Here is a 15,952-nt window from a genome sequence, read left to right on the forward strand (position 1 = left end):
CAGGCACCCGGCCGTCCGCCCGCCCGGTCATCTGCCCGGTCGCGCGGTGCACCGCCTCGCGGGCGAGCAGCGCGGCGAGGGTGACGGCGTCGGGCGCGGCGACGGCCTCCGGTACGCCCTCCAGCACGGGGGTGCCGAAGCGGTGGTGGCCGGTGGGCGAGCGGTGGGTGAGGGGAACGCGCAGTCTCGTCCCGGTGGCCGGCAACGGCAGCGTCAACACCGTGGTGTCATCGCCGTCATCGCCGTTCGGGACACCGGTCGCCACACCGTCCGGATCCGTCTCGCGCAGCCAGCAGCGCAGCAGGTTCTCCACCGCGGCGGCGTCCGCCGCCCGGTCGGCGTCCGGGTGCTCCAACGGGTCCGGGGGTGCCGTGTCCCGGCCCCGGGTGGTGCCGGTCCCTGCCTCCGGTGAGCTCCCCGGCCGGGGAAGGTCGGTGTTCGGCCTGACGGAACGGGGGTGTGGGGTCATGGATCTGCGGCACCCCGGGACCGGTGGCGGGGCGCCTCCCTCCTTCGTGAAGCGATGGCCGGGTCCGTACGGACGCCGGTCCGGGGCTCCCGACGGGGAACCCGCGTGTGACATTCCTCCCCCGCTCTCACCACCGACAGGCGAGTGAAACGGATCACCCCCCGGGAGAACCCGAACGAGTGGCCCCGGGCACGGGGAACTTCCCCGCAATCGCCGGGAACCGGACACCCGGCCGGCGCCGTCCACCACCACACCGGCATAGTGGGGGACGCTCCGGCGTCCCGGAGCGCCGCCGGAAGGGACGGCGGGGCCGGGACCGGAGCGGGACCGTCCGGACAAGCGAAGATCGGCACGGCACACCGAAACACCTCAGGGGGAGTTCACCCATGGCATGGATTGGCGGGCGGTCCGCGGGTCGCCGTCGGGGCGCGGTCGCGACCGCGGCGGCGACAGTTCTGCTCCTCGGGCTCACGGCCTGCGGTCCGGACGACACGGACACCACGGACGACAACGCGGGTGGGGACGAGGCGAAGAACCCGGTCGAGAGCGTCCCGCGCGAGGACCGGCTGCGCGACCTGCTCGACAACCTCCCCATCGAGATCGACCCGGAGCTCTGGGAACAGGGCGAGTGGGCGAACTGGGACTCCGACACCTGGCTGCGCGAGGCCGGCCAGTACATCAGCGTCATCATCGAGGACTTCTGGGACGCCGACCGCATGCGCGAGGCCCTGGACCGCGAGAGGGCCATCGACGAGGACGAGATCGACGAGCCGGCCACCCCCGAGCCCGAGGCCCCCGCCGACAACCCGGACGCCGACCGGGGCATCACCGACCCGCAGCCCGCCGTGGTGCAGGCGCGGCCGGCGACGACGCCGTACAGCGCCAACTCCCCGGCCATCGGCAAGGTGTTCATGGAGACCCCGGCCGGGTCCATGGTCTGCTCCGGCGCGGTCGTCACCGATCCCGACAACCCGGGGCGGTCGAACCTGGTCGCCACCGCCGGGCACTGCGTGCACGCCGGTCGGGACGGCGGCTGGTTCCGTCAGATCATCTTCGTCCCCGCCTACAACGACCAGGGCGACAGCCTGGCGGAGAACCCGGACCCGGCGTTCGAGGAACTCGCCCCCTACGGCACCTTCTGGGCCGAACTCATCGCCACCACCGACTACTGGGTCGAGCAGGGCACCGAGGAGGGCGGCAACGGCGCCCACCAGGACTTCGCCATGATGCGCGTGAGCGCCGAGGACGGCAGCGGCCGCTCCCTGGAGGAGACCGTCGGGGCCGCCTACGACATCTCCTTCGACGCTCCGGCCGTCTCCGGCATCGGCGGGATCGACGTCGTCGGCTACCCGGCCGCCGATCCCTACGACGGGCAGGGCATGTTCGTCTGCTCCGACGAGCCGGGCCGGCTGTCCCTGGACGCCGCCGAGCCGGTGATGTACCGCGTCGGCTGCACCATGACCGGCGGTGCCTCCGGCGGCCCGTGGCTGGCCACGGGCGCGAACGGCGCGCAGGAGCTGATCTCCGTCACCTCCATCGGGCCGTTCGACAGCACCTGGCTGGCCGGACCGCGACTGGAGGCCGAGGCACGCGAGGTCTTCGACGAGATCCGCGCCGGCTGAACCGGGGCCTCCCGGTAGCCCGTTCACGCACACGGCTGAGGCCGTCCACCCCGCGCGGGGTGGACGGCCTCAGCCGTGTGCGCCGTGCGTCGGCGCGGGTGTCGGCGCGATGGGAGGAGGCGTCAGCCGCGCGGCACCGAACCCGGGCTCCGGCGCTCGGCGCCGCCGGGCACCGGCTCCCCCGGGTCGGCGCCCAGGTCCACGACCCGGTTGTCGGCGTCCACGTGCACGACCCGCGGCTTCATCGAGTGGGCCTCCTCGTCGGTGACCTGCGCGTAGGCGATGAGGATGACCAGGTCGCCGGGGGCCACCAGGCGGGCGGCGGCACCGTTGATGCCGATCACCCCCGAGCCGCGCTCGCCCTCGATCGTGTAGGTCTCCAGGCGGTTGCCGTTGGTGATGTCGACGATGTGCACCTGCTCGCCCGGCAGGATGTCGGCGGCCTCCAACAGGTCGGCGTCGACGGTCACGGATCCCACGTAGTGCAGGTCCGCCTGCGTGACGGTGGCCCGGTGGATCTTGGACTTGAACATGGTTCGCAGCATCGGAGCACTCCCGCAAGTAGGCTCCCTGCCTGCCTTTTTGCAGGTCAAGGGCTGTTTTCACACTTTACAACGAGTCACATGTTCGAGTAGTCCGCCCCGGGTTTTCAGGACTCGGGCTGATCACTCGCTGACTTTCCCGACGTATCGACAGCTTGGCCCCGAAGGACTTCGCCCGCTCCCCCGGATCCACCGCAACGACGACACAAGCCTAAGCAGAACCCTCCGAAGGACGTCCGTGATCACCGTCACTCCGACGGCCCGGGAGTCGGGACGGGAACGAAGGCGGTCGCCCGGCAGCCGAGCCGTACCCCACCGTGATCACCCGGTTCCCGGCACCCTCGCCGCCGTCACCGGTCCACAGGCCCGGGATCTCTCCCGGGCCCTCGACCATGGCGGATCTTCACGTGGACGGCGGCGATGAGGACCACCGGATGGACCGGATCCAGGGACCGATTCCGCCATTCGGCCATATCGCCCCGACCCCGCCCGCACACGCGGAGGGAACCCGCCGCCCCTCCGCGCCCGGGAAAAGCTCCTCGGGTTACGACTGGCGGAAACCTCGACAAGTCCAATCATCCCGGCTCAGGAGCACTTTCCTCTCGCCCGATCACTCACCCGGCGGTCTGCTCCGTGAAAGCCCGGGGCCAGGTGCCGGACCGGGCCGGGGCGGCTCCCGCAGCAGCTTCGACAGGGGGTGGAGCGGGTTCTCGGCCGCCTCGGTCAGCAGGGCGGTGAACTCCGTTGTCCATGCCTCGATCGTCGAGTGGGTGAAGAGATCCGTCGAGTACTCGAAGGTTGCCGTCATGCCGTCCGCGTGCGGCACCAGGACGACGTAGAGCTCGTTGCGGGCGACGCCTGCCATGGGCAGGCCGCGTACCGTGGCCGACACCCCGTCCAGCTCCAGGGTGGGTGGCGGCGTGGTGACGACGGTGAACAGCACCCGGGGAAACAGCCCGGCCGAGGTCCCGGGCGCCACCAGGTCGGCCACGTCCGTCAGCGGGAGCTCCTGGTGGTCGAGCGCGGCGAAAAGCGTGGTACCGAGCTGCCGCGCCAGGTCGGCGAAGGTCTCGGCCTCACCGAGCCGGGCGCGCAGCAGCACGCTGTCGCCCAGCAAGCCGACCACGTCGGCGCGGTCGGGTTGCAGTCGGTTCGCGCTGGAGGCGGCCAGCACCACGTCGGTGGGCCGCCCCTGGCGCCGGGCGGCCCAGACGGCGAAGCCCGCGGCGAGGAAGGCGTAGGGCGTGGTGCCCAGCCGTCCGGCGGCGTCGGTGAGCCGCCGGCTCAGGACCGTGTCGAGCTGCCATGTGTGCTGCGCCCCTCGGCCGGACAGCACGGCCGGACGGGGGTGGTCGTAGGGCAGGTCCAGGGTGAGGGGCACTCCGCCGAGTTCGGCGCGCCAGAACCGCTCCAGCTCCGCCCGCCGGGCGGCTCCGAGCCCGTGCTCGGCACGGGCACAGTCGGTGAACTGGACGACCGGCGGCGGGAGTGGGCGGCCGGCGCCGCGGCGGACACGGTAGAGCTCGGACAGTTCACGCCAGAGCACGCCGATCGACCAGCCGTCGCAGATGGCGTGGTGGAGGACGGTCACCAGCATCCAGTGATCCGGGCCGAGCCGTGCCAGACCGAAGCGGAACAGCGGGGCCCGGTCCAGCGCGAACGGACGGGACGCGAGCTCCCGACACCAGCGCTCCAGCCGGACGTCGTCCTCCGCGTGTTCGGACAGCTCGCTGACCGGCAGCTCCACGGGTACGTCGGTGAGCACCTCGAGGAGATACTCGCCGTCGCGGTGCAGGGCGCGGCTGCGCAGCGCGTCATGGCGTGCCACCAGCTCCGTCAGGGCGTGCCCGAGGTCCTCGGGCACGAGTTCGCCCCGCAGATCGATGCGGTGGACGACGTGGTAGACGCTGGGGTCGGGCCGTTCGTGGTGGCGACGCCACAGCCGCCGCAGGACGGACGGCATGGGTACCACGTCCCGCACCCCGCCGGACGCGGTGAACCCTCCGGGTTCCGTGCCCCGGGCCGTGCCGAAGGCATCCGCGGTCCGGCCGGGTGTGTCCCGCGACTGCTCCTCGGCGGCGAACCGCTCCGCGAGGGCCCGAATCGTCGGCGCGCCGACGAAGTCGGCCAGGGACACCGTCAGTTCCAACTCCACGGCCATCCGGTGCAACAGGCGGATCGCGCTCAGGGAATGGCCGCCCAGCTCGAAGAAGGAGCGCGTCACCGCGGCCTCCCGCAACCCCAGCTCCTCGCACCACAGATCGTGCAGCGCCTTCTCCATCGACGAGTCGGGCCCGGCGTCGCTCTCCGCGGACTCCGCGTCGGTCCCGGGGGCGGGCAGAGCGGCGCGGTCCAGCTTTCCGGCGGCGTTCACCGGGAGCCGTGCCAGGCGCACCCAATGGCGGGGCACCATGTGGTCGGGGAGTACGGCGGCGAGCGCGGTGCGGTACTCGCGAAGGTCCGCGCCGGCTCCATGAACGACCGGGTAGGCGACGAGCTCCAGCTCGCCGTGCGGGTCGCGGCGGGGCAGGACTGCCGCGTCCCGTACGCCGGGCAGGGCGGTCAGCGCCGCCTGGATCTCGGCGGGTTCGACCCGGTGGCCACGAATCTTGACCTGATCGTCGACCCGGCCACAGAACTGGAGGGTCCCGTCGTTTCGCCACCGTCCGAGATCACCCGTCCGGTACCGCACGCCGCCCGCGCCGTCGTCGAGGAAGGCCGCCGCCGTCTCCTCGGGCCGGGCGTGGTAGCCGAGGGCGACCGGGGCACCGCCCACGTGGATCTCGCCCACGGCGCCCACCGGCACCCGGCGCCCGGCACTGTCGAGCAGCAGGATGTGCGCCCCCGGCACCGGGGTACCGATGGGCGGCCACTCCTCGCCGTCGCGCTCGACCCGGTGGGAGGTGACGATGATCGACGCCTCGGTGGGCCCGTACTCGTTGTACAGCACGCACTCCGGGTGGGCGGCGAGGAAGTCACGGAACGGTTCGGTGAGCTGGAGCGGCTCACCGGCGGTGTGCAGCTCCCGCAGCGTGGGCAGGTCGGGGCCGGTCCCGACCAGGTACTTCAGTGGTGTGCAGGGCATGAACATCCGCTGCACCCCATGTCGGCGCACCTCCTCGCCCAAGGCCGCGGGGTCGTGCCGCACGCCGTCGTCGATCAGCACGAGCGCGGCTCCGGCGGCCAGCGTGGTGAAGATCTCCTGCACACTGACGTCGAAGGAGGGCGAGGTCCACTGCAGGGTGCGCAGCGCCGGATGCCGCCCGAGGTGCCCTCGGACGAGGTTGACCGGGCCGCGGTGCGGGACGAGCACGCCCTTGGGGCGGCCGGTCGACCCCGAGGTGTAGAGGCAGTACGCGGGATCCTCGGGCCGGGCTCCGTCCGCCGGGGGCGTGGCCGGAAGCGGGCCGTCCCCGTCGTGCCCCATCCGGTGTACGGGCACGTCGGCTACGTCGGCCGGGAGCCCCGGGTGGCGTGCCAGAGCGGCTTCGGAGGTCAACAGCAGGACAGGGGCGCCGTCCGCGAGCAGGGCGGTGAGCCGCGCGGTGGGCACGGACGGGTCGAGTGGCAGATACGCCGCCCCGCTCTTGAGGACACCCAGCAGCGCGGTGATCAGTTCCGGGCCGCGCGGCAGCAGCACCGCCACGCGTGCCCCGCGTACCGCGCCCCGGGCCCTCAGCCCGGCGGCGAGCCGGTCGGAACGGGAATCCAACTCCGCGTAGGAGACCCGCTGGTCACCGCTGATGAGGGCGATGGCGTCCGGGGTCCGCCGGACCTGCTGCTCGACCAGGCCGTGCAGCGTGTCCCCGGTGGCGGACGGGGGCTGGTCGCGGTGCCGCCCCGGTTCGATGAGGGCCGCGCGATCGCCGGCGGTGACAGCGGTCAGTTCGGCGAGTGATGTGTCGGGGGTGTCCAGGACCCGGCGCAGCAACTGTTCCACGTGGTCGACGAAGCGTCGCACGGTGGCCTCGTCGAAGAGGACCGTGTCGTACTCCACCATGAACCGCAAGCCGTGCGTGTGATGCGTCAGATAGACGCTGAGATCGAACGGGGCGCGCGGACTGGGCACGTCCAGCAGGGTGGCCGTCAGCCGGGGTGGGTCGAAGTCCACCATGCCCTCGTTCTCGTACTCCACCATCACCTGGAACAGCGGGTTTCGGCCCGGGGCGCGGCGCGGGTTCAGCGCGGCGACGAGTTCGTCGAAGGGGACGTCGCGGTGTTCGTACGCCGACATGCTGCCGTCACGCACCCGGCGCAGCAGCGTCGGGAAGTTCGGCTCGCCGGTGAGGTCCACGCGCAGCGGCACCGTGTCCAGGAAAAGCCCCACCCGGTCCTCGGCGCCGACGGGGCGGGCCGCGACGGCGGTACCGAGCACCACCTCGCGCCGGTCGCTGAACCGGCCGAGCACGGCGCCGATGGCACCGGTCATCGTCATGAAGAGAGTGGCGCGCTGCGTGGCGGCGAAGGCGCGGAGCCGCCCGACGAGTTCGGCGTCCAGCGCGTGGGTGAGGCTCGCGCCCTCGCCGGAACGTACCGGCGGACGCGGCCGGTCGGTGGGCAGCGTCACGTCGATGGCACCGTTCAGCTCGTTGTGCCAGAAGTCGAGTGACGCGGCGAGCTCCTCCTTCCCCGGCCGACCGGCCGGCGGCAGCTCGGGCAGTGGCGGCAGTCCGGGGTCGCCGGAGGCGCCGGTGCGGGCGCGGTAGGCGGCGGCGAGGTCGCGGACCAGCACCGCCGTGGAGGAGGAGTCGAACACGATGTGGTGAGCCAGCAGGAAGAGCAGGTGCCGTTCCTCCGACAGCCGCAACAGACGGGCGGTGACCGGCGGCCCGTCGGTCAGGTCGAGGATCCGGCGCCCTTCGGTCGCCAGGACGGCTCGCAGGGCCTCCTCCACCGTCGCCCCGGGGTGGTCCTCGATCGGGCAGTCGAGCCGCATCCGCGGCCGGATCTCCTGGTATGGAGTGCCGTCCTGCTCGCCGAAGACCGTACGCAGCGCGGGGTGTCGCTCCGCGACGTACCGCAGGGCCCGCCGCAGAGCGGACACATCGAGCGGTCCGTCCAGGCGGATGGCCTTGGGCTCGTGGTACATGCTGGTCCCCGGGTGCAGCCGTTCCAGGAACCAGATGCGGCGCTGCGCGGGCGTGAGCGGCAGCCGTCGCGGTACGCGCGCGGCGGCGGCCGGGGTCGGTGCCGGCGCCGCGGCCGGTACGGTGGCGGGTGGTCCGGCCGGTGTCGGCTGCCGGTGTGTTCGGTTCCGGACCCGGTCGAGCAGCGGCAGCGCGGCCAGCACCTTGTCCTTCGGCACGCCGAAGTCCACGAAGCAGGCGAGCTCGTCCGCCCCGGCGGCCACGAGACGGTGCACCGTCTCGGTGGCGGTCCGCTCGTCCCCGATCAGCGCGCGGGAGGCGCAGTAGCGGTCGTAGGCGCGCCCCAACAGGAAGTCGACGTCCTCGCGGGGGGTGTTCTCCAGGTCCAGCTCGAAGCCGAGACTGTTGGTCACCTGGTTGAAGAGGGCGAGCGAGGAGCGCAGGTACGACACGAAGGGCTGATACGCCTCGGCCCGCGCGCGCTCCGCGTCCTCGCCGAGGTAGGTGTGCACCAGCACCACGACGCGCCCCGCGGCCGGATCGAGCCCGTTCTCGGCACGGGTGCGCCGGTACAGTGCGATGTTCTCCGCCAGCTGCTCGACGGTCTGCGTCATCAGGTTGGTGACCACACCCAGGTCCTCGGCGGCTGCCCGGCGGTAGCTGTCCGGATTGCCGACCACCGCCACGTACATGGGCGGCCGCCGCTGCACGGGGCTGGGGTGCAGCGTGACGTCGACGGGCCGGCCGTCGCCGGCCGTCGTCCGCAGCGGCTGCCCGGACCACAAGGTGCGCACCTCCTCCAGATGCTCGTACATCACCTCGCGGTGCCGGCCGAAGTGCTGTGGCGCGAGCGAGAAGTCGGTGGCGTGCCAACCGCTCGCGAAGCACAGCCCGGCACGGCCACCGGAGATGTTGTCCACCACGGACCACTCCTCGGCTACCCGCACCGGATGGTGCAGCGGCAGTACCACCGAGCCCGCGTGCAGCCGGACGCGCCGGGTCCGCGCGGCGAGCGCGGCGGCGAGCACGGACGGGTTGGGGAACAGCGCGCCGAAGGAGTTGAAGTGGCGCTCGGGAAACCACAGGGCGTGGAAGCCGTGCTCGTCGGCGTACTCCGATGCCTCCATGATCAGCCCGTACTTGTCCCGGTCGGCGTCCCGGGGGTAGTCCCCGAAGAAGTACAGACTGAAGTCGCAGCCCGTGACGGACGCCGAGCCGCTGTCCGGGGCAGGCACAGGGGCGACGGCCGCGGGGGCTTCGGCTGGAGTGGCGGCCGGGGGAAGCTGTGCGGACGTGACGGGCACGGCCGCCGGGCCGGGCGTGGCGGTGGGGGCGGGCGTGGCGGATACGGCCGTCGGGGCGCCGCGGAGCACGTCGAGCTGACCGGAGATCACGCCGCTGACCTGCTCCACGAGCTTTTCGACCACCTTGAGTTGTCGGTCGAAAAGCTGGTGCAACTCCGAGGTGGTGACGGACGCGGTGACCTCCGATGGCGTCTCCGGCGTCCCGCGCACGGTGGGCGCCGCCGATGCCGTGGCCGTCGTGCCTTCCCCGGGGTCCGCGGGTGCGGTGGGCCGGGGTCCTGCCGGCGTCGCCGTTTCGGGTGCTGCCGAGGTGTCCGCCGCAGCGGGGCGCAGCCGGGCCAGCCGTTCGGCCAGTTTCCGCGGGGTGTCGACCGATTCGAACAGCTCCCGCACCGGAACGCGCACCCCGTAGCGCTGCTCCAGGTCGGTCGTCATGCCCATCAAGGAGAGCGAGTCCGCGCCCAGCGCGAAGAAGGAACTGTCGGGCGTCACGTCCGCCGCCGCCATACCGAGCTTGGCGGCTGTCAGCTCCGCCACCGCGGCAAGCGGCTCGGCTTCCGACAGCCCCGCCGGTTGGTCCGGCAACTCACTCGGCCGCTCCCCCGCACCGGCGGAGGGCTCCGGTACGGGCGTGGCGAGCGAGGGCATCGGTCGCCGCCGCAGCGGGTGCCCGGGTAGGGGTACGCGGCCCCCCTCCGGAGGGGTCAGCGCGTGCCAGTCCAGATCCACACCGCGGCGGTAGAGGGAACCGAGCGCGGTCAGTAGCCCGTGGACCTGGGCCGTCGCCGTCCCGTCACCCGTTCCCTGTCCGCTCAGCCAGCGGCCGGCGGGCTCGCACTGCCGACCGAGACCGCTCAGAGTGGTCCCGGGACCGATTTCCACATGATCCTCACACCCGAATCGGGCAGCCGAGGTCATGGCGAGATCGAAGCGGACCGGCCACCGGGCCTGCCGACAGAGGTAGTCGGCGTCGACGGTCCAGCCCGCGGGGCGCAACCGGCCGTCGGCCGTGGTCACCACGGGGGTGTGCAGCGGGTGGTACGTCACCCGCTCGGCGTGCGCCCGGAACGCGCGGATCGCGGGTTCGAGGGCGGCGGAGTGGAAAGCCCGGTCCACGGGCAGAGTCCTCCACCGCAGCCCTTCCCGGTCGAGCATCCGAGCCGCCTCGGTCAGGGCCCCGGGCGCCCCGGAAAGGACCCGGGAGCGGGGGCCGTTGACGGCGGCGACCTCGACGCCGGAGGCCCGTGCGACGCGCTGCGCGGTTTCCGGGTCGGCGCGGACGGCGAGCATGCCGCCGGGCGGGCCGTCCTTCTGCATGAGACGCCCGCGCCAAGCGGTGAGCCGCACCGCGTCCTCCAGGGTGAGGGCACCGGCCGCGTACAGCGCCGCGTACTCGCCGACACTGTGGCCCAGCAGCAGCGCGGGCCGGACGCCGGCGGTGCGCCACACCTCGACGAGCGCCGCCTGCTGGGCGAACAGGGCCACCTGTGCGGTCTCGGTGGGCCAGACCGCGGTCTCCTCCTCCGCGGTCTCCTCCTCCGCGCTCTCCAGCAGCAACGGCAGCAGCTCGCCCCCGAATTCGCCGGCATAAAGCTCCGCACACCGGTCGAGCAGCCGGCGGGCGGCGGGGTACGCGGCGTACAGTCCGCTCGCCATGCCGCGGTGCGCGCTGCCCTGCCCGGAGCAGGCGAAGGCGAGCGGAGAGGGCGTGGGCACGGATGTCGCGGGTGCCGATCCCGACTCGGCCAACGCACGGGCGAGCTCCTCGGCGGTGCGGCCGACGACCGCCGTACGCGCCGCGCGGTGCGGTCTGCCCAGCGCGAGGGTGGCGGCCACGTCGACGGCCCGCACCTCCGGTCGCTGTCGGAGCCGATCGCGGAGCCGGCGGGTGAGTTCGCTCAGGTCCCGGGCGTCCCGGGCCGACACCGGTACGAGGACGGGCGGTTCGGGAGCGTCCTCCCGGCCTCCGGGCGGGGCCTCCTGGAGCACCACATGGGCGTTGGTGCCGCCGACACCGAGGGAGCTGACCCCGGCCCGGCGCGGCGTCCCGTCCGGTGACGGCCACGGCCGCAGCTCGGTGGCCAGGGTCAGGGGTCCGTCCTCCAGGGGAAGTTCGGGGTTCGGGTGGCTCAGGTGCGGGGTGGGCACCAGGGTGCGGTGGCGCAGCATGAGCACGGTCTTGATCAACCCGGCCATACCGGCGCAGCTGTCGAGGTGTCCGATGTTCGGTTTCACCGAGCCGACCGTGCAGAACGCCGTACCCCGGTTGCCCTCGCCGAGGACCCGGGCGAGGGCGGTCAGTTCCACCGGGTCGCCGAGCCGGGTGCCGGTGCCGTGTGCCTCCACGTACGACAGGGTCTCCGCGGGGATGTCCGCCCTGCGCAGGGCCTGGCGTACGACCTCCACCTGACCCGCGACGCCGGGTGCGGTGAAGCCGACCTTGCCCGCGCCGTCGTTGTTCACCGCCGAACCCAGGAGCACCGCGTGCACGGTGTCGCCGTCGGCCAGCGCCCGATCGAGCCGCTTCAGCAGGACGGCGGCCACACCGTTGCCCCCCACGGTGCCGTCGGCCGCCGCATCGAACGCGCGGCAGCGACCCGTGGGCGACAGGACCGAACCGGGGTGGCTGCGGTAGCCCGAGTCCTGGGGCAGATGCACGGCCGCCGCGCCCGCCAACGCCAGGTCCGTCTCACCGCTCAGCAGCGACTGAGCCGCCAGGTGCACGGCGACCAGCGACGTGGAACAGGCGGTCTGCACGCCGATGGCCGGTCCCGTGAGCCCGAGGCGGTAGGCGACGCGAGTGGCGAGGAAGTCCGGCTGCCACCCCACGGCCAGCCGCATTCCGGTGGCCGGGTCGGTGGCGTCCGCGGACGTCGTGCCCATGGCCGCCGACTGGTGGTCGTAGAGGTTCATGCCGGAACCGGCGAACACCCCGATGGTGGTGCCCGGTTCGGTGGCCGCGTACCCGCCGTCCTCCAGTGCCCGATGGCAACACTCGAGGAACAACCGGTGGGCGGGGTGGGTGAGTTCTGCCTCGCCGGGGCTCATGCCGAAGAACTCCGGGTCGAACTCCTCGGCACCGTCCAGGACTCCGGCCACGCGTATCAGGCCGGGGTCGGTGTCGTGCCGCCGTGCCGGGGACGGGCCCGCCGCTGCGAGCTCCGCCTCGTCGAATCGGCGGATGCTGTCGACACCGTCCCGCAGGTTGGACCAAAAGCGTTCCGGTGAGTCGGCTCCCGGGAAGCGCAGCGAGAGCCCGACGATGGCGACACGCCGCTCGGCGGCGTTCTCGGGGGTACCGCTCGCGTCGCCGGTGGCGTCGGCGGCGGGTCCGGTGCGGGTGACCGGTGCCGCGAGGTCGGCGCTCGGAGTGGCCCCGGCAGAGGTGGTGGCGGCATCGGACAGGTGCGCGGCCAGGGTCTTCGCCGTCGGGTGCTCGAAGAACTCGGTCTGGGCGATCCGGATACCGAGCCGCTCCTCCAGCCGGGTCCGCAGGCGTGCCAGCAGCACGGATGTCACACCGAGTTCGTAGAAGGGCAGATCCGGGACGACCGGGCGCCCGAGTACGGCGCCGAGTTCCTCCCGTACCGCCGATGCCACCGCGTCGCGTTCACCGCCCGCGCCCGGGGGCGCCTCTGCGGGCGGGTGTGCCGTGGCCGGATCCGTCGGTGCGTCGAAGGCACCGGCGAGCAGACGGTCCCGGAGTTCCGCCCGCCGTATCTTCCCCGCGGGCGTCCGGGGGAACTCGTCCTCCGGTACGGCCCGCACCCGGGCGGCGGCGAGCCGAAGCCGCGTGAAGAGCGCCGCCCGCACCTCGTCCGCGATCCGCACGTCCTCGGCGGCCCCACGGCTGACAAAGAATACGGCGAGCTCCTCCGTCCCACCCTCCGGGTGCGGGACGCCGCAGGCGGCGACCTCGCCCTGCCGAACGCCGGAGACGGCGGTGGCGGCCTCCTCCACCTCCTGGCAGTAGACGTTGTTCCCGTTGAGGATGATCACGTCCTTGCGCCGACCCGCGATGAAGAGCTGGCCACCGTCGAGGAAGGCCAGATCGCCGGTCTCCAGCCAGTCCCTTCCGTCGGGGAACGCCGCGGCGTCAGCCTCCGGGTTGTTCACGTAGCCAGGGGTGAGGCGCCCGGCGGAGTGGACCTGGAGCCGGCCGACGCACCCGGTGGGGACGATGTCACCGTCCTCATCGACCACGCGCAGGGTGACACCGTGCGCGGGGGCGCCGGAGCCGATGAACGTGACACAGTCATCATCCGCGGCCCGCTCGTCCTCGCGCACAGGCTCGCCGCCCAGACTGCTCTTGAGCAGACGCCGCACGGTACCCGGCCGATCCAGGCGCCCGAAGGTGACCGCCGTGGTCGTCTCGGCCATACCCCACGCCGGCACGAGGTGCCGCTCCTCGACTCCGTACGCGGCGGTCGCGGCCAGGAACCGACGCATCACCGGCAGCGTGACCCGCTCGCCCCCGCTGAGGAGGGTCTTGAGGGCGCTGAAGTCCCAGTGCCCGCCCGGTCGCCGGGCGCCGGTGTCCGCGCCCGCCTCCCCGCTGGTCCCCGCGCCCGGACCCGAGCCGGCTTCCGCGGCGACTTCGGCGACGAGCCCATAGGCGAAGTTCGGTGCCCAGCTGTGCTGCGCCCGGTGGACGTGCAGGAGGTCCAGCCAGCGCAGGGGATCGGACAGCACCCAGTCCGTCGGCGCGTGAACGTTGGAGCAGCCGGTGAAGACCCCCAGCAGATGGTACAGGAGGAACGCGCCACTGTGGTCGACCGGGAGCCAGTTGACCATGGTGTCCTCGGGACATACCTCCAGAATCCGCCGGGAACTCGCCGCGAAGTCCGCCAGGCCCCCGTGCGTGAGCCGCGCGGCCTTGGGGGCACCGGTGCTGCCGGAGGACAGCATCAGCAACGCGGTCTCGGACGCCTCCGGCTCGACGTGGTCCCGGGACGGCGGTGCGTTCATGCAGTCCTGCGCGATCGCGACCCGCAGTTCGGGGGCGGTCCGGGCGAGGGCCGCCGCACCGGACTCGTCGCTCACCACCAAGGGGCGTTCCAGTAACCGGTTGGTGTGCAGCAGACGTTCGAGGGCGGGGGAGCCCGGTGCGGGGTGCTCGGCGATGGCGGCGGGCCGTGCCCCGCCGAGCACACAGGCCCAGAAGGCGGGAAAGAACTCGGCCGGCGGCAGCCCGCACAACACCACCGCGTCCCCGCGGCGTACGCCGCGCGCCCGTAGGGTGGTCAGCAGCCGCTGTGCACCGTCCAGCAGTTCGGCGTACGACTGCGATGTCGTCGCACCGTCCGCGCCGAGGGTGACGACCCGGCCACCGGTCCCCCCGTGGGCGGCGCTCAACAGCGCCTCCACGGCGTCCCGGGGCTCGTCCTCGGTGCGCTCCGGTTCAGGACCTCGGCACAGCGCCCGCCCTCGTACGTGTTCCATGCGAGTCGACTCCCTCATCTCCACTTGCGGATTTCGGTGCCCGGGCGGGTCGGCCCCGGGCGGCAAGGACCAGCAGCAGAGCCAGCGCCCCGCAGACGGCCACACCATGGAAAGCGGCCACGACGGTGAGTGCGGGCAGCGCCTCCAGCGCGAACGCGGCGGCCACCGTGCCCAGCGCGAAGCCGGACTGCTCCGCCGTCGCGGACAACCCGAACAGCCGACTGCGCTGCCGGTCCGGGGCCGCCTGCAGGCGTGAGGTGTAGACGATCTCGGTCCAACCGTCCGCGAACCCCGCCGCCGCAGCCGCGGCCATCAGCGCGAACCAGGGCAGGCCCAGGAACGCGGCCGTGAACGCGAGCGCCATCGCGCACACGCCCAGCGCGAACGCGCGCTCGCCCCACGCCGACGCGCCGCGCCGACGCCGCAGCACGAGATGCGCGAGGACGGTACCCACCGCCCACGCCACCCAGAACCTCGTCATGAACAACGCGGGCCGGTCCGGTTCCGTGGCGTGCGCGACCAGCGGCAGCGCCACGTTGTGCGAGGCGGACGCCAGCGCGTCCACGCCACGCAGCGCAATCATGCCCAGCAGCAGGGCGGGCAGGGTCGCCCCCCACCACAGGCGCCCCGTCCGGGCGGTGGCCCCGCCGCTCGGGCCCGCGCCCGCCTCGCTCGCGCCGGGGTTCGCCGCACCGGTGGCCTCGCTCGTCTCGTCCTCGGTGCGCGGTCGCAGTACCAGCAGTACCGCGGCGGACACGGCGAAGCTCGCGCCGTTGCACGCGAAGGCGAGCGGGTAGCCGCCCAGCGCGATGATGGGAGCCGCGGAGGCGAACCCCGCCACCGTGGCCCCGGAACGGGTCACGACGAGCATTCCGTTCGCCCGGGCGCGGTCGTCTTGCCCGACCATGGCGGGAATCGCGCTGCGCAGCGCGACATGGAAGAAGGTGTTTCCCGCCCCCAGCACCATCGCCACGGCGCCCAGCAGCCACAGCTGCGCCATCCCCGCGAAGAGGGCCAGGGTGACCATGGCCGTGCACTGCGCGAGATCCGCGCAGATCATGACGGTCCGGCGGGCGACCCGGCCGGTCAGCGCTCCTGCGGCCGGCCCTGCCACGAAGCCGCAGCCCAACCGCAGTGCCATCACCGCGCCGACACCCAACGCGGTGCCGGTGACCTCGTACGCGAACAGGCTCAGCGCGATGAGGTTCAGGTAGTTGCCATAGGCCGATACCCCGGTGGCCGACACAAGCAGACGAAAGCGTGCGTCGACACCCCCCACTGAGCCCCCTCGCTCCCATAGCCCGGTGGAGTCCCCGGACCGCCTGAGTCGGCGTGATCGTAACCAATGCTCAATCTCCCCCACAATCCCTCCTGTTGCCGACTTCCTCTATGTGCACACCACGTGTTCCACCGCGCGGGACGCTGTGCACCTCAAGCGCTCACCGCCCGTCGCCTCGGGGCGTACCGGGCCCCCACGGTGTGACGG

General features: G+C 72.9%; 4 protein-coding genes and 1 pseudogene. 1 reads left to right on the forward strand and 4 read right to left on the reverse strand.

Annotation, left to right across the window (positions count from 1 at the left end; all coding sequences use genetic code 11):
- Positions 1-355: pseudogene (locus tag FNQ90_RS01920) on the reverse strand (iron transporter); the annotation flags it as partial.
- Between the two features lie 500 nt (positions 356-855).
- Between FNQ90_RS01920 and FNQ90_RS01925 the strand changes: the two are divergent.
- Positions 856-2,091 (forward strand): trypsin-like serine peptidase, encoded by a 1,236-nt coding sequence (locus FNQ90_RS01925; protein ID WP_182604647.1) that lies wholly within the window; start codon positions 856-858, stop codon positions 2,089-2,091.
- A 122-nt stretch (positions 2,092-2,213) separates the two neighbouring features.
- Here FNQ90_RS01925 and panD read toward each other — a convergent pair whose 3' ends face one another.
- The 3 genes from panD to FNQ90_RS01940 form a co-directional block, all read right to left on the reverse strand.
- Entirely contained in the window at positions 2,214-2,636 is a 423-nt protein-coding gene (gene panD, locus FNQ90_RS01930) for an aspartate 1-decarboxylase (RefSeq protein ID WP_182604648.1), read from the reverse strand.
- A 607-nt stretch (positions 2,637-3,243) separates the two neighbouring features.
- Positions 3,244-14,466 carry a non-ribosomal peptide synthetase/type I polyketide synthase gene (locus tag FNQ90_RS01935; RefSeq protein WP_182604649.1) on the reverse strand — a complete coding sequence of 3,741 codons (11,223 nt, stop codon included), beginning with the start codon at positions 14,464-14,466 and terminating at the stop codon, positions 3,244-3,246.
- The gene (locus FNQ90_RS01940; RefSeq protein ID WP_182604650.1) at positions 14,426-15,745 is read right to left on the reverse strand and encodes an MFS transporter; all 1,320 of its coding nucleotides are present in this window, start codon (positions 15,743-15,745) and stop codon (positions 14,426-14,428) included. Before FNQ90_RS01940 ends, FNQ90_RS01935 begins: the two co-directional genes overlap by 41 nt.
- Positions 15,746-15,952 lie beyond the last annotated feature (207 nt).

The sequence above is a fragment of the Streptomyces alkaliphilus genome, from assembly GCF_014141535.1.
Lineage (GTDB): Bacteria > Actinomycetota > Actinomycetes > Streptomycetales > Streptomycetaceae > Streptomyces > Streptomyces alkaliphilus.